This window comes from Candidatus Delongbacteria bacterium, assembly GCA_020634015.1.
GTDB lineage: Bacteria > CAIWAD01 > CAIWAD01 > CAIWAD01 > CAIWAD01 > JACKCN01.
This window is the reverse complement of sequence record JACKCN010000005.1, coordinates 169,114-184,495: the sequence shown is the minus strand read 5'-3', so window position 1 is coordinate 184,495 and position 15,382 is coordinate 169,114. Positions and strand designations below refer to the sequence as shown.

Genomic DNA, 15,382 nt, shown 5'->3' with positions numbered 1-15,382 from the left:
GGTACAGGATCGCTGCCTGTCAAGCCCCGAATGGGGCATCATGCATACGTAGCCCGTGGGGAATCCACGGGCGCGTGTGGGGGAGCGTCACTCAGCGCCGTAGCCCGGATGAAGCCACTGTATCCGTGACCCCACCGGAATCGATCCTGCGCAATCCGGGTTCCGTGGGGAATACACGGGCGGGTGTGGAAGAGCGTCACTCAGCGCCGTAGCCCGGATGAAGCCACCGCATCCGTGACTCCACGGGCATCGTTCCGGCGCAATCCGGGTTCCGTGGGGAATCCACGGGCGGACGCGGATCAACCATGGCCTGATGGTGTCGACCCATCATGCACTTCAGATATTCGCACGGGCCGGACGCATTCCAGCCCTGTTTCCAAGCCCTTCCCAGGGCCAGCCAAGAGTTTCCTGCATCTCACCCAGGCGTGTTCCGGGCGCCGCAGCCAGGAAGGGCCATCCCCGATGGAACAATCAAATCGACATTGCGTGCCGTGGTTCGAGCTGCTTGCCGCACTACTGTGTCTTGCAGCGGCCGGAAACGCCAGCCAGACACCGCAGGTCACGACCCACGCTCAATGGGCTGAGGCGGGCGCGGGTGTCCGGCTGAGCATGGAGTTTCCCCCACCACGGAGCGAGACCCTCGAGGACCAGCAGATTCTTCGCATCGAGCACGAAGGTCTGCTGTACGAGGTGGGCGCTCCCGATCTGCCCCTGGTGAACCGGCTTGTGCGTATTCCGGATCGTGCCGGGGTCAGCCTGAGGATTCTGGCCCAGCACTGGCAGCCACTGGGGACGGTCCGGGTGCGACCCCTGCAGGAACGCCTGCACACGGAAGCCGACCTGCCGCTGCCCTGGGTGGAGAATGCGCAGATCTACGGCAGCGATGCCTGGTGGCCGTCGCAGGCCGTGTCACTCAGCGATCCGATGATCCTGCGGGACCGGCGCGTGGTGCAGGTGAGCATTGCGCCATTGCGCTGGAACCCGGTCAGCGCCGAGCTTGAAGAACTGGCTAGCCTCGAACTGTCGCTGGACTTCGCCGGCGAGAACTCCGTGAATCAGATCACGGCTCCCATGCCCTTCAGTCCGCTGATGGAGAACCTGGTCGGGGACGAGCTCATCTCAGCTCCCGATGCGGAAGGTGCGCTGCGTGACATCGCATGGCACACGGCGCAGCACCCGCTAAACTATCTGGTGTTCACCCCTGCCAACGCTCTGGGCAATGAAAGCTTCCAGGACTGGCTGGAGTGGAAGTTTCGCAAGGGGCACCGCATGCAGGTGATCACCGACGACGACATCGCCTGGGCCAAGGAAGCCATCCACGAGGCGGTGATCACCGAGTTCAGTGGCGACAACCCGCCCGATTACGTGATGCTGGTGGGCGATGCGGACGGCGGCAGTTTCATGACCCCCACCCATACCGGTCAATATGATCAGTATTACGCGACCATCGCGGGCGACGATGCGCTGGCCGATCTGGTGGTGGGTCGCATCAGCGCCCGCACCGCGGACCACCTGAGCACCATCTTCAACAAGATTCTGGCTTACGAGTTGAGTCCCGATCTCGAGAATCCCGACTGGCTGCACCGGGCATCCTTCATCACCAGTTCCTACAACTGCGACGAAAGCATGCCGCAATTGAGCCGCGGGGCGGCAATCCGTCTGGCGGAGGATCACGGCTACACCCAGATCGACACCGCGTTCTGCGCCAGCAGCGCGACCTGGGTACCGGGCTGGTACGAAGCGGGAACCAGCTTTCACAATTACCGCGGCTGGATCGGCATGGAAGGGCTCAACACGGCACAGATCCTGAATCTGGCGCAGGGACCGCGAACACCGGTCACAGTGATTTTCAGCGAAGCGACGGGCAATTTCGTCTCGGGTTCCGACCCCTGCTTCGCGGAGGCTTTCCTGCGGGCGGGCACACCCATCACTCCGGGAGGTGGTGTGGCCGCCATGGGCCTCTGTACTTCCAACATCCACACCCACCATGCCAATCTGGTCTGTGGTGGGTTCTGGTATGCCTTGCTGGACCTGGACATTCGCCAGGTTGGCACGGCCATGTTCCGCGGCAAGCTCGAGCTGTTTCGCACATTGCCACCCGGTGACCAGGCCATCACCAACTACGGCCGCTGGACCAATCTGATGGGTGATCCCGGCATGAATGTCTGGGTGGGCGAGCCTTCGGTGTTGCAGATCGCCGAGGCACCCGCAAGCATTTCCGCGGGGGACACCCGGGTGGCGCTGCGCATCATCACAGCTGAAAACCAGCCCGTGGAGGGTGCGGTCGTCTGTGCCAGCCAGCCCAGTGGCATGCAGGTGCTGGGGCTGACCGGCCCCGATGGACGGGTCGTCCTCACATTGCCCGCGCTGCTCGAAAGCGACCCTCTCTGGATCACCGCCAGTCATGACGACTGTGTGCCCGTGATGCAGAACCATTCGTTGACGCCAGCGAACATGACGCCCAGCCTGGAAGCCCTGACCTGGCAGAGTGGCGGCAATGCCTGGGTACTGCCCGGCAGCCTGACGAGTCTAAGTCTGAGCGTGCTCAATCCGCTGGCCACCCCGATGACCGGTGCCACACTGAGCCTGTCGCTGGCACCTGGTATCGGCACCATCAGCCAGGGTACGGCTGCCCTGCCCACGATACTTTCCGGCCAGAGTGCCCAGTTGCTCACGCCGCTGCAGTTCACTCTGGACAATGACGTGAGTGACGACGATCCCGTCTGGCTGGACCTGACGCTGGAATGGGATGGCGGCGCCGGTGTGACGCACCGTGTGCTCGCGGACACTCGCACGCCCCGGCTGGAATTGCTGAATCCCAATGTGAGCGGCGTGGTGCTGCAGCCCGGCAGCACGGGCCAGCTGCTGCTCGAGATCCTCAACTCGGGCGCTCTGGACGGGAACGATCTCAGCCTCAGCGCCAGCTTTCCGGAAGAGTCGTGGTTCTTTACGCCCTCGACTCCAGTCACACTGAGCATTCCCGCGGAGAGCAGCAGCACGGCACTGAGTCTGCCGATCACCGTGTCGGACCAGGCCTTTTCCGGAAGCATCGCCACGCTGACCATCAACTGGACCAGCCCCCTTGGAGTGCAGGGACAGTTCCTGGTTCCCGTGCGCTCGGGCGCAGGCCTGGTGAGTGACCCTACAGGACCGGACGAGTACGGGTACTACGCCTGGGAAGATGGGGACTCCGGCCCCATGGCGCTGGACTACGCCTGGCTTGAAATCGCCCCGATGGCGGGTGGGACTGGCACCGTGCTGGATCTGACGGACAACGCCAATCAGCAGGACGATGCGGTGATGGTGACCCTGCCCTTCGCCTTCACGCTGTACGGCGAGAGCTATGACGAAATGGGAGTGTGCTCCAACGGCTTCGTCAGCTTCGGACCGAACTCGAATCTGGAAACGGATCTGCGCAATCACCTCATGCCGGGCCCCATGGGTCCGCAGCCCATGCTGGCGGTGATGTGGGACGACCACCTGATTCCTGCTGAGGGGCAGGTGTGTGTGGAGTATCTGGAAGACCTGCACATCTTCGTCGTGGAATGGTATGGCGTACGGGGCAATTCCAGCGGAGGGCCCAACACCTTCCAGCTGTTGCTGCTGGATCCTGCGGTACATCAGACTCCCAGCGGCGATGCGGAGTTCATCTACCAGTACCGCGAGTTCCGCAATGACCAGAATCACTCCGAGGACTTTCCCTATTGCACCATCGGGCTGGAAGATCACACGGGCACCCGCGGCCTGACCCTCAGCAACTACTCGCTGTGGGACCCAACGGCCACCACGATCAACGGAACCCGCGCCATCCGCTTCAGCACACGGCAGCAGGATCTTTCCGGCGCAATGCTGGAAGTGTTTCCCGGCTCGATGAATTTTCACATGAGTGATACTCAGGCCACCGTCGCGACGGATTCTCTTCATCTGACGAACACGGGCAGCGGCATGGCTGCCTGGAACACACGCATCATCCTGGTGGGCGACTGGCCGCCCACTGCCACGGATATGCCGCCACTGGAGGTTCCCCGCGAAGCAGGTGGCCCCGATGCGTCCGGATACACCTGGATCGACAGCGACGAACCCGATGGCCCCATGGTCCACTGGCTGGCACCCGACGAGGACGCGCTCCCGGTGGTCTTCGCCCAGCACGATCAGGTGGCGGGTCCCTTCGCGATGGGCTTCGATTTTCCGTTCTACGGCCAGAGTTTCAGTACGGTGTTCATCAGTCCCGATGGCTATCTCAGTTTCAGCGACAGTACGGCGCATCCGGACAATGAGCCCGGCCTGCCCAGCGCTCAGGCACCGGCCAGTTCCATCTGTGGCTGGTGGGAGGATCTGCTGCGGGACAACGATCTGGCAGGACATGTCTTCCGTCGACAGAGTGCCGACAGTCTGGTGGTGAGCTGGGTGGAAGCGCCAAGTCAATTCGGCACCCATGGCGGGCCGTTCACGTTCCAGATCATCCTGGAATCCAGCGGACTCATCACGCTGCAGTATGGCGACATGCACGACAATCTCCTGTCCAGCCGCCATGGCACACTGGGTCTTCAGGGGCCCGGCCCCGAGGAGGGTTTCGCGATTCGTCACAGACTTCGCGCACGCAATGAGTACGCGATCCGGATCACACCGCGCTTCTGGCTCGAAATGGCCAACTACAGCGGCATGCTGGGTCCACAGCAGAGCCTGGCCATTCCCGTGACCGCAAGCAACACCCCACTGGGCCATCTGATGCCTGAAGGTCCGTATGCTGCACGCATTCTGCTGACAAGCGCCGAGCAGACATTCCATGTTCCCGTGAACCTGTTCGTGGGTGATGTGACCGTGTCACCGGAACCGGTTCTGCCTGCCAGCTTCTCTCTGGGCCAGGTCTGGCCGAACCCATTCAATCCCACGACCACGGTGGAGATCCGTGTGCCAGATACGCGTCCCTTCCGTCTGCGCCTCTTCAACCTGCAGGGGCAATTGGTGCGCACGCTGCTGAATGGCAGCCAGACACCCGGCACGCTGCAGCTCACGCTGGACGCTTCCGATCTGGCCAGCGGTGTGTACCTGCTGAATCTGGAGGGCGATGGGTTCAGTGACGCCAGGAAGATCGTGCTGCTGAGGTGATGCGACACATTCAGGGAGATCCGGAACGCCCCGCTGCTCACGCGGGGCGTTTCCACTCATGGGGCGGATCGTGGCGTTCTTGCGGGGCAAGACATCGTTGGTCCTTTCTGCGACGAAAGGCCCCCATCCCATCACGCCTGCGGCGTGCCTTCCCCCGCTGCGCGAGGGAAGGGAACATGGCTTCGCCTTGGCACACGATCGCTGCCTGCCAAGCCCCGAATGGGGCGTCATACATAACTAGCCCGTGGGGAATCCACGGGCGGCTGGGCGGGAAGCATCAATCAGAGCCGTAGCCCGGATGAAGTCTCAATATCCGTCACACGACTGGAGTTGCTCCGGCGCAATCCGGGTTCCGTGGGGACTCCACGGGCGGCTGGGGGGGGTAACCGACAGGAAGAGGGTGTGCGGTGCAATTCTCGAGGTTCCCGCATGCGCGGGAATGACGAGTTTTGTGTGTCACCCGATTCCCACAACTCAATCCTGGAAGCCGGCCTGGCGGTGGCTTCCGTCGCAGTGGGGCTTGCGGGACGAGGCGCCGCAGCGGCAGAGGGCTCCGCCCGTGCAGGTTTCGGGCTCGCTCGTGTGACGCAGGATCCAATGTCCCGAGAGCAGGATCGGGCCATGTTCGCGGAAACTGACCTTGAGCGGGCCCGAATCGGGAGTGGGACTCAGGCTGCGGTAGCCGGGGCTGCCTTCGGCCTTGAACGGGGCGCGGCGGTGGCTGCCGTCGCAGAAGGGCCGGTTGGAGCTGTTGCCACAGCGGCAGAGTGCGGCGGCCTTCATGTGTTGCACCGTGCCGTCCAGGCGCGTCAGCTCGATCCGGCCCCGCAGGTAGAGCGGGCCATTGGCGGAGACGACCACCTGGTTGCCCAGAGGGAACTCCTCGGGGGTGGTGCCATCCACGCGCCTGCAGGAGAGGGCGCCCGTGGGGCAAAGTGCCACGGCACGCTCGATCTCGGCCGCGCCGCCCTCGTCGGGCATGATCCAGGGACGCTGGGCCGTGTCGAACACGGCGGGCAGGGTGCGCACGCACTCTCCGGCATGCAGGCAGCGGCGGGCATTGAACTCGACCTGGATCGATTTGCCGGAGTACAGTTTCGATTCGGCCATGGGGTTCTCCCGGGCAGGACGACGGCCCCGCGTGATCCGTCAGGGGCCGTTGCAATTGAAATGGGCGGGCACCCGCGGGTGCCCGCCCCCGTGTGTCGGTTCAGGCCTGCAGACGGGCTTTGAGGGTGACCTTGGGACCGGCCAGCGCCTTGGATACCGGGCAGCCCGCCTTGGCGGTCTCGGCGTGAGTCAGGAAGTCCTCTTCCGAAATTCCCGGGATTTCCGCTTCCAGGTCCAGCTCGATCAGCGCGATCTCGGGGCCCGCCTCGAGATGCACCTTGGCCGTGGTGTGAATCCGGCGCGGCTCGAAGCCGGCCTTGGTGAGCACGGCGGAGAGGAACATCGAGAAACAGCCCGCATGAGCCGCACCCAGCAACTCTTCGGGATTGGAGCCGGGACCTTCCTCGAAACGCGAGGCGAAACTGAACGGCCCCTCCCAGGCACCGCTGCCCAGAATCATCGTGCCGTGACCATCCTTCAGGGTTCCGTTCCATTCGGCGGAAGCACTGCGCATTGTCATGATCGACTCTCTTTCTGATGTGGGGACCGGAATTCGCTGACCAGGGCCGACAGCCCGGTCAGGAGGCCCGTTCCCGTAATGGACCGCACGGCTCAGGTGCCGGCGGTATCGGATTCTGTCGACGTGGCTCCCGTGGGCCACTGGATGCCGAAGATCTCTTCCAGCACCTGGCGGACTTCCGCCTCGTCCCGCAAGCTGCGCCCCGAGGTGCCGGATGCATCCTCCACGCTCAGCTCCCGATCGCGCAGGTGCGTGCGCCGTTCGGGAGTGACACGCTGGGCGATCAGGCCTTTCCGGAAGATCGATCCGGGATGGGTGGCAGTGTACCAGTTGGCCAGCTCCATGTCCACCGCCTGCTGCTCCTGCAGGTCGAAGGCGTACAGATCGCGCCAGTCGCCGTCCTCGGGAATCTGCACGACCCAGAGTTCCCCTTCCCGCACAAGGCGCGTGGTCCACAACCCGACCCGCGATTCCGCCCCTTCACGAAACGGCAGCGGTTCCAGCAGACCGTGAGCGCCAAAGCCCACATCGGCCAGCCACTGCTCCTGTCCCGCGCTCACCAGCAGCAGCATGTGAGTGCGCGGCAACACGTGCTGCCCGTGCCAGCGTACGCGCGCCGACAGCCGGCGTACACCGAAGCCGATTGCTTCCAGCATCAGGGCCAGCAGGGAATTCTGCTCGAAGCAGTAGCCACCGCGCCTCTGCTCCACCAGCTTGAGCTGCAGACCGGCAGGATCCAGACGCGGCACTCCGCCCAGCAGCACCTCGATGTTCTCGAAGGGAATCGTGCGGGCGTGCGCCATGTGCAGCGAGCGCAGCACCGCCGGGCTTGGCTCGACCTCAGGGCAATGCCCGATACGTTTCAAGTAGGCGGCAAGTTCAATGGCATTCTGGGGCAGGCTCATGAAATCAGTCCCATCTTCGACTCTGTTTTGCTTGGGCGCGCGCCACGGGCATCACACTGGTTTCAGTCGGTCCGTGGCACGAATGAAACCCTGGGTCAGACAACCAGCTGGGTCATGCATCGAGCCGTCTACTTCGGGCGTGCCGTTCTCAACAATGGAATGCTCTGGCTGTGAGCGTCGATCCGGTCCGCGTGTCGCTCATCCAGGGGAAGATCCTGCCGGTGTTTTCTCCAGGTCTCGATGAAGGCCTGGACCGTGCGGTCGGCTGCCGCCAGTACCAGTTCCCGAGGAATCCGGGCTTTGGCCGCGAATCGTTCGAGTGTGTCCCACGACAGGTCCAGCATCGATCTGGTTCCGGCCAGACTGAGCGCCATCTCGCGGTCATCGGGAATCCAGGCGATGGTGGAAACGAAATCGTAACACGGTGCCAGACGCGGATGCCGTTGGTCGGGGTAGATCAAGGACCAGTTCTTCAGGTGCATGTCGGCGTTTCCGATCAGCGCATTGAAGACCAGACGGCTCACAAGTTCGGCCAGATCATCGCCCCCGGAATCCCGCCAGAGGACTCTGGCCAGACTCTGGCAGCTCGCCTTCTCGTATTTGGCTTCAGGATAGACACCATAGACCTGGGCGAAATCCTCGATGTGAATCGGTGATCCATCCCCGGCTCTGTCAAAGCGTCTGACGGCAAGCGCCTGACCGGCGAAGTCCTCCATGCCGATCGGCAGACCTTCGATCTCGCGGGCTGGAATCAGCCTGACCTCGGGTACCTGCATGCCGATATGTCGTGCCAGCTCCAGCATCGAGTACTCGTTTTCTGGGACGCGGGCATACAGGGCCGAGGGCAACTTGATGATCCAGTTTCCGCCAACGCCTTCTGCCGGAATGGTCAAACCGCCCGCCGCCTCGAGAATCGCGGAGAATTTGAGCTGAACCCCCGCCAGAGAAAAGCGCATTCTCGAGGGTGAGTTTGCGGAGCCTGATTCAACCGTGCCGCGCTCCTGTGCGGACAGCAGTGTGAACACATCATCCAGCTCCCGGGCTTCCACGGTCAATGCACCAGGCAGATCCTTGCCCAGCACGGCCAGCAGAAAGAACTCCCGGCTTGATTTCACGCCTGCCCGCTTCGCCAGGTACTCCCGCAGAGCTCCTTCCGGCAGAAGATTCGAGAAGAACGGGTGCAGGCGCATGCGCGTTGGATGAAACTCCGTCAGCAGCTCGCCGGCCTGGTCCATGAACCCAAGTCCCAGAGTGGGGCGATCTGGGTTCTGGATGTAGTCGTCCTCAAGCACGAGGAGGTTCCTGTCGTCCGCAAGGCGACTGATGGTGGCGATTCGCCTGCCGTGCAGAAGAATCTTCAGATCGGACGTGTTGCCTGTGGCGCCGCCTGTCATTCGTCGTCACCCAGGCGGTAGGCGGGCTGGCGCTCGAACGGGGCCTCGCCCATGATTCCAGCACTCAGCTGACGCAATTCGGCCAATGCGCGGCTCACTTTTTCGGGGTCCTGGGACACCTTCCCGATCTCTCGCAACAAGTCCAGCACGCGCCTCTGCCGTGTGTCGGGAATGGCAGGCACCATGGACAGAAGTTCAGCGAGCGTCTGGTCGACAAGTTTCCCATTCTCTGCGCTGACCGCCTGTGTGGCCAGTCGCTGTCGTATCCTGCGGATCAATCGGGCGGTGGACTTCTCCCAGGCATCGTTCCTCCCGGGAGAGCTTTGCACCTTGGAGCCCAGGACGCTTTCGGCGAGCAGGACCTGCTGACGGGGAATCAGCATCAGTTCAAGGTCGAGGGCGCGTGCCAGGTCGAGAAATGTGGACAGTTTCGCATCCACGACACCTTTCTCGATTCGGGATACATGGCTTTGCGGAAGCCCCGTTGCCAGGCCAAGTTCCTTCTGGCTCAGTCCACGGCGAATCCGGGCAAGCCGGATTGCGGTTGCAAGCTCCTGGATATCATGGCGCATCGGCGGACTCCGGTCGGTGGTTGCGGAATGGGTCCGGCAGAACATACTGCTCAACGCACCGATCGTCAATTTCAAATGCTTTTCCGCGCATAATTTTTGTAAAGTATATGCGTCAACAAATATTTCTAGCCATGTAAAGCAGTTGCTCGTTCCGTGTCAGCTTTGTCGCCCCGCTCAGGAAACCAGGCGAGCCAGGCGCGGGGATTCCCGCTTGATCAGGCTGATCAGCCGATCGATCGTCAGCAGGCGGCGCATGGATCGCATGACAAGATTGACGGCCAGCGCGGCCAGCGCCACGCTGATCAGGATCACGGGGACCAGCAGCTGCCACACGGCTGCCAGATCGTAGAGGCGGGAGGTCGCGATCAGCACGCTGAGCACCGAAATGGGCAGGGCCATGATGGCGATGCCGGTGCGCAAGACGGCCAGCGCCGTGCGCTTCTCCGCCAGCAGCAATTGGATCTCGTTGATGTGCAGGGCAAACATCCGGTCCTCGGGTGACATGTCTTCCCCGATCGGCAGGTCCAGAACTGGCTCATCCATGAACGATGCTCCCTTTCGTCCCGCGTGTTCCATGCTGCGACCCAGGACGACACCGATTCATCAAGACTCCGTGCACCAGGTGCGCACCCGCGACTCAAGCCCCTGATGACGTGGGTGACCCGGCTCGTCTTCCAGGTCACTCATCGAATGCTGCTCACGCAAGTGCCGCATGCCCGCGGCATTGGCCCAGTACCAGAAGCCCCAGTGTTCCAGGCTCCAGCGCGCATCCCAGGGATTGGCTTCGTAGTCGATGTATACCAGTTCCGTTCCCCGGCGCACGAAGTTGGGCGGAAACCAGTCCAGGTTCAGCCCCTCGGCCTTCGCCATCAGCGACATCCGGCGCAGCGCGCGCACCAGCTCGAGATCCACCCGATCATCGGCCGCCAGCAGGCAGCCCGTGTCACCGGCGATGTACTCCTTGACCAGACAGTTTCCCTCAGGATCGAAGCACAGCGGCTCGGGTAGCGGAATGCCCGCCCGGCTCAGGACCTGCCAGGCCCCGCGCTCGTGCTCGACCTTGTTTCCCGAAAAGCGGTAGAACGAGCACGGCTCGTCGTGCATGGCCTTGTAGACGACCAGCTCGCCAAGGGCCGTGCGAGCCTTCCAGGAATAGCCCGACTTTCCGCGGCCCAGAAGCTCCAGCAGTTCAAGTGGTCCGATGGGCGTCGTGACGCACATTCCAGATTCGAGCAGTCGCGGATCGGACACGCGCCCACTCATCCCGACACGAGCACGGAATGGCCGCTGAGCAGCTCCTTCAATGAGTCGATGAAGGAGGCGGAAATGCTGACGGTGAATTTTTCGCTGCGGAATACCAGCGGTCGCTCATCCTGGGACTGCAGACAGAAGTATACATCCGCCTGGCCCTTGTGCTGCTCCAGCAGACGCTCCAGTGGCTCCATGAGCGATTCATTGAAGGTGGAGGCCTGGATTCCGATGGTGAGACGGTTTCCCAGCAGACTGCACATGTCCTCGATGGGCAGCACATCCTCGGCCAGCAGGGCCACATCGTCCTCGTCGCGGATCGAGAGCTTGCCCTTCATCGTGACCATCGCATCGGCCTGCAGCAGAGCCTGGCAGCGGGGCAGCGAATCCTCGAAGACCATGAATTTGATTGTGCCGGTGAAGTCTTCCAGCGTGCCCATGGCCATGCGCTTGCCGCGCTTGGTCAGCAGGATGCGGCACTCGGTGATCATGCCGCAGGCGCGCACGGGGCTGTTGTGTGCCAGAGTGGGCATCTTGTCCAGCGAACTGGTGGAAAAGGAACGGATGTCGTCGCGGTACTGCTCCAGCGGGTGCCCGGAAATGTAAAAGCCCACCAGTTCCTTCTCGCGGGCCAGGCGATCCAGATCGGTCCAGGGCGCCACGTCGGAGAGGCGCGGCTTGGGCAGCTCGGTTTCCGTATCACCACCGCCTCCGAAGAGACTCATCTGGTTGCGGGACTCCTGCTCGTGCAGCACCTGGGCGTAGGACAGCAGCACTTCCACATTGGCGAACAGCGAGGCGCGGTGTTCTTCCAGGCTGTCGAGCGCACCGGCCTGGATCAGGCTTTCCAGCACCTTGCGGTTGGTCAGGCGCGTGTCCACCCGCTCGAGCAGGTCGAATACCGACTTGAAGGGACCTTCGGCCCGGCGCGCGGCCAGAATGCACTCGATGGCCGCCGAACCCACATTCTTGATCGCGCCCAGCCCGAAACGGATGTCGCCATTCACCACCGAGAATTCCGACTCGGACTCGTTGATGTCCGGAGGCAGCACACGAATGTTCAGCTTGCGGCATTCTTCGATGTAGAGCACGACGCGCTTGGTGTCGTCCTGGTCGTTGGTCATGACGGCGGCCATGAATTCCGCCGGATGATTGGCTTTCAGCCAGCCCGTCTGGTAGGCCAGCCAGGCGTAGGCCGCGCTGTGTGACTTGTTGAAGCCGTAGTTGGCGAACTTGAAGAGCAGGTCCCAGATCTTCGTCGCGATGTCCTCGCTGATGTCCTGGGCGCTGGCCCCTTCGAAGAAGATGACTTTCATCTTCTCCATCTTGGCCTCGATCTTCTTGCCCATCGCACGGCGCAGTTCATCGGCCTGCCCCAGGCTGAATCCGCCCACGGCCTGGCCGATCTGCATCACCTGTTCCTGGTAGACGATGATGCCATAGGTCAGCTCCAGATACTTCTCGAGAATCGGATGCAGGTAGCTGATCTGCTCGCGCCCGTGTCGGCGATCGATGTAGGACGGAATGTTGTCCATGGGACCGGGGCGGTAGAGCGCGTTCATGGCGATCAGGTCGTCCAGGCGCTCCGGTTGCAGGCGCTTGAGATGTTCCTGCATGCCCGAGGATTCAAACTGGAACACACCCACTGTGTCACCGCGCCCGAAAAGTTCGTAGGTCCTGCGATCGTCACGCGGGATGGATTCGATGTCGAACTCGATTCCGCGCGCCTTCAGGTGGCGCTGGGTGTCCTTGATGATGGTGAGGGTGCGCAGACCCAGAAAGTCCATCTTCAGCAGGCCGACCTCGTCGATCCACTGCCCGTCCCACTGGGTGGTGATCACATCTTCCTGGCCCTTGGGACCTTTTACCTTCTGCAGGGGCACGAACTGGGCCAGCTCGCCGGGAGTGATCACGACGCCCGCGGCATGCACACCCGTGGCCCGGTTCAGGCCTTCCAGCACTTCCGCATGCTGCCAGACCTGGGCCATGCGCTTGTCGGTCTCGAGCAATTCGTTCAGCTCGGGCAGCTGCATCCGGCAATTCTTGAGGGTAATGGCCTCGCCATTGGCCAGTTTCTCGGGAATCATCTTGGTGATGTGATCGGTCTCGGCGAAGGTCAGCCCCAGCACGCGGCCCACGTCCTTGATCACGGCCTTGGTCTTCAGTCGGCCGAAGGTCACGATCTGGGCCACGCAATCGTGCCCGTACTTGTCGCGCACGTACTCGATGACTTCGCTGCGGTGCTTGTCCTCGAAGTCGATGTCGATATCGGGCATGGAGACGCGTTCGGGGTTGAGGAAGCGCTCGAAGAGCAGCCCGAACTCCAGTGGGTCGATGTTGGTGATGCCCGTGGCATAGGCCACCATCGACCCGGCGGCACTGCCACGGCCGGGGCCCACCCGGATGTCATGCTGGCGCGCGTAATCGATGAAGTCCTTGACGATCAGGAAGTAGCCCGGGAAACCCATCGCCTTGATCACGCCAATCTCGAACTCGAGCCGGTCGCGGTGCCCCTGGGGCGGATTGGGTCCGTAGCGCCAGATCAGTCCTTCGCGGCAGACCTGGGCAAAATACTCGTCCAGAGTCTGGGCCGGTGAGTCGGCCGGAATGGGAAAGGCGGGCAACTGGCGTGCGCTGAAGTCCAGTTCCACATTGCACTTGTCGGCGATTTCAGTCGTGATCTTGCAGGCATCCTCGAAGCCGATCATCAGGTCGTACATCTGCTGCTGGCTCTTGAACCACAACTCCGTGGTGCCATAGCGCAGGTTGCGCGGATCGTGCTGCACCTGGTCGCGCACACGCACATAGATGTCATGACTGTTGACGTGGGTGGGCTCGAGGTAGTGCACGTCGTTGGTGGCCACCAGTGGAATCATCAACTGATCGCTCAGTTCGCGGATACGGGAGCGGGCCTTGTCTTCGTCGCGGATTCCGTGGTTCTGCACTTCCAGGTAGAAATCGTCGCCAAAGAGATCGCGGTAGAAGCGCGCGGTGTCCAGCGCGGCCGTCCAGTCGTCGTTGACCAGCGCCTGATTCACTTCTCCGGCAAGGCAGGAGGAGGTGCAGACCAGCCCCTTGTGATACTCGCTGATCAGCTCACGATCGACGCGCGGCTTGGAATAGAAGCCTTCGAGATAGCCCCGGCTGACCAGACGCAGCAGGTTGTGATAGCCTTCCATGTCCTTGGCCAGCAGGATCATGTGATAGTAGTTGCGCTGCCCGGGCACCTTGCGCTTGACCAGTCGCGAGCCGTGGGCCACGTAGACTTCGCAGCCGATGATCGGCTTGACACCCTTGGCGCGGCAGGTCTTGTGAAAATCCAGGGTGCCGAACAGGTTGCCATGGTCGGTCAGCGCCAGTGCGGGCATTTCCAGTTGAACCGCCTTGTCCACCAGCTGGGGCACGGTGGCCGCTCCGTCCAGCAGACTGTAATGGCTGTGATTGTGCAGATGGATGAACTCGGGCATGAAAAAGTCTCGCTGGTGTTGGTGACGAACCGGATGGCCCGTCTTGCTGCGGTTCTGGCCGTTGAAGATACCGAGGCCACAGGACAGCGGGGAGAGCCCCGCCCGATTCTTGCGTGGATAACCGGCCGAAGAGCACAATTGCCGTGGACAACCGGTGAACAACTCAATGGTATGGGCCGGGAGTGACGGGTGGCTGGTCTTGCAGCAGGCAGCACGCCAGCATCCTCCGCTGGCAAGGCAGCAGGCACGACGCCAGCATCCTCCGCTGGCAAGGCAGCAGGCATGACGCCAGCACCCTCCGCTGGCGAGGTTGCGGGCATGACGCCAGCATCCTCCGCTGGCAAGGTCGCGGGCAGGACGCCAGCACCCTCCGCTGGCTAGGCAGCAGGCAAGACGCCAGCACCCGCCGCCAGCGGGCATGACGCCAGCATCCTCCGCTGGCAAGGCAGCAGGCACGACGCCAGCATCCTCCGCTGGCAAGGCAGCAGGCACGACGCCAGCACCCTCCGCTGGCAAGGTTGCGGGCAAGACGCCAGCATCCTCCGCTGGCAAGGCAGCAGGCATGACGCCAGCATCCTCCGCTGGCAAGGACGCGGGCACGACGCCAGCATCCTCCGCTGGCAAGGCAGCAGGCATGAAGCCAGCATCCTCCGCTGGCAAGGATGCGGGCATGACGCCAGCATCCTCCGCTGGCAAGGCAGCAGGCACGACGCCAGCACCCACCGCTGGCAAGGCAGCAGGCAAGACGCCAGCACCCACCGCTGGCAAGGCAGCAGGCAAGACGCCAGCATCCTCCGCTGGCGAGGTTGCGGGCAAGACGCCAGCATCCTCCGCTGGCAAGGTCGCGGGCCAGACGCCAGCATCCATGGCCATTCAGGAGGTCAGCGGGAGCTCGATCAGCTTTGTATCGGCCAAAATTGTCTGCAATGAGGTGAGATCGCTAACACAGCGCTAACAGCACGTGAGCAAGTTGGGCCCAGCACGACCCCGACCGGGCAGCGAATCTGGCCCGTGGAGAATCCGTCGGGGATCTTCGTGGTACCAACTCAGGAGAACA

The 15,382-nt window shown here is 62.7% G+C and carries 9 protein-coding genes; 1 reads left to right on the top strand and 8 read right to left on the bottom strand.

What is annotated here, in order from left to right:
* The first annotated feature begins 462 nt into the window (after positions 1-462).
* A complete protein-coding gene (locus H6678_11005) occupies positions 463-5,109 on the top strand; it encodes a T9SS type A sorting domain-containing protein (protein ID MCB9474328.1) in 4,647 nt (1,548 codons plus the stop codon).
* Positions 5,110-5,583: 474 nt separating this feature from the next.
* Here the strand turns inward: H6678_11005 and H6678_11000 are convergent, their stop codons facing one another.
* The 8 genes from H6678_11000 to dnaE all read right to left on the bottom strand — a co-directional run bounded on the left by H6678_11000 (position 5,584) and on the right by dnaE (position 14,325).
* The gene (locus tag H6678_11000) at positions 5,584-6,219 is read right to left on the bottom strand and encodes a CDGSH iron-sulfur domain-containing protein (protein MCB9474327.1); all 636 of its coding nucleotides are present in this window, start codon (positions 6,217-6,219) and stop codon (positions 5,584-5,586) included.
* Between the two features lie 100 nt (positions 6,220-6,319).
* Positions 6,320-6,739 carry an OsmC family protein gene (locus tag H6678_10995; GenBank protein ID MCB9474326.1) on the bottom strand — a complete coding sequence of 140 codons (420 nt, stop codon included), beginning with the start codon at positions 6,737-6,739 and terminating at the stop codon, positions 6,320-6,322.
* Between the two features lie 92 nt (positions 6,740-6,831).
* The gene (locus H6678_10990) at positions 6,832-7,644 is read right to left on the bottom strand and encodes an arylamine N-acetyltransferase (protein MCB9474325.1); all 813 of its coding nucleotides are present in this window, start codon (positions 7,642-7,644) and stop codon (positions 6,832-6,834) included.
* 128 nt (positions 7,645-7,772) lie between these two features.
* Complete coding sequence (locus tag H6678_10985; GenBank protein ID MCB9474324.1) at positions 7,773-9,038, bottom strand: HipA domain-containing protein; 1,266 nt, start codon at positions 9,036-9,038, stop codon at positions 7,773-7,775.
* Positions 9,035-9,679 carry a helix-turn-helix transcriptional regulator gene (locus H6678_10980; GenBank protein ID MCB9474323.1) on the bottom strand — a complete coding sequence of 215 codons (645 nt, stop codon included), beginning with the start codon at positions 9,677-9,679 and terminating at the stop codon, positions 9,035-9,037. Before H6678_10980 ends, H6678_10985 begins: the two co-directional genes overlap by 4 nt.
* A 105-nt stretch (positions 9,680-9,784) precedes the next feature.
* Positions 9,785-10,114 (bottom strand): hypothetical protein, encoded by a 330-nt coding sequence (locus H6678_10975; protein ID MCB9474322.1) that lies wholly within the window; start codon positions 10,112-10,114, stop codon positions 9,785-9,787.
* 99 nt (positions 10,115-10,213) lie between these two features.
* Entirely contained in the window at positions 10,214-10,831 is a 618-nt protein-coding gene (locus H6678_10970; GenBank protein ID MCB9474321.1) for a hypothetical protein, read from the bottom strand.
* Between the two features lie 38 nt (positions 10,832-10,869).
* Positions 10,870-14,325, bottom strand: coding sequence for a DNA polymerase III subunit alpha (dnaE, locus tag H6678_10965; protein MCB9474320.1), 3,456 nt, complete (start codon positions 14,323-14,325; stop codon positions 10,870-10,872).
* Between the last annotated feature and the right edge of the window lie 1,057 nt (positions 14,326-15,382).

What these genes read in the sequence shown, in the direction of transcription:
- H6678_11005 (MCB9474328.1), top strand. Translation starts at nt 463, where the DNA reads ATGGAACAATCAAATCGACATTGCGTGCCGTGGTTCGAGCTGCTTGCC.
- H6678_11000 (MCB9474327.1), bottom strand. Translation starts at nt 6,219, where the DNA reads ATGGCCGAATCGAAACTGTACTCCGGCAAATCGATCCAGGTCGAGTTC.
- H6678_10995 (MCB9474326.1), bottom strand. Translation starts at nt 6,739, where the DNA reads ATGACAATGCGCAGTGCTTCCGCCGAATGGAACGGAACCCTGAAGGAT.
- H6678_10990 (MCB9474325.1), bottom strand. Translation starts at nt 7,644, where the DNA reads ATGAGCCTGCCCCAGAATGCCATTGAACTTGCCGCCTACTTGAAACGT.
- H6678_10985 (MCB9474324.1), bottom strand. Translation starts at nt 9,038, where the DNA reads ATGACAGGCGGCGCCACAGGCAACACGTCCGATCTGAAGATTCTTCTG.
- H6678_10975 (MCB9474322.1), bottom strand. Translation starts at nt 10,114, where the DNA reads ATGTCACCCGAGGACCGGATGTTTGCCCTGCACATCAACGAGATCCAA.
- H6678_10970 (MCB9474321.1), bottom strand. Translation starts at nt 10,831, where the DNA reads ATGTGCGTCACGACGCCCATCGGACCACTTGAACTGCTGGAGCTTCTG.
- dnaE (MCB9474320.1), bottom strand. Translation starts at nt 14,325, where the DNA reads ATGCCCGAGTTCATCCATCTGCACAATCACAGCCATTACAGTCTGCTG.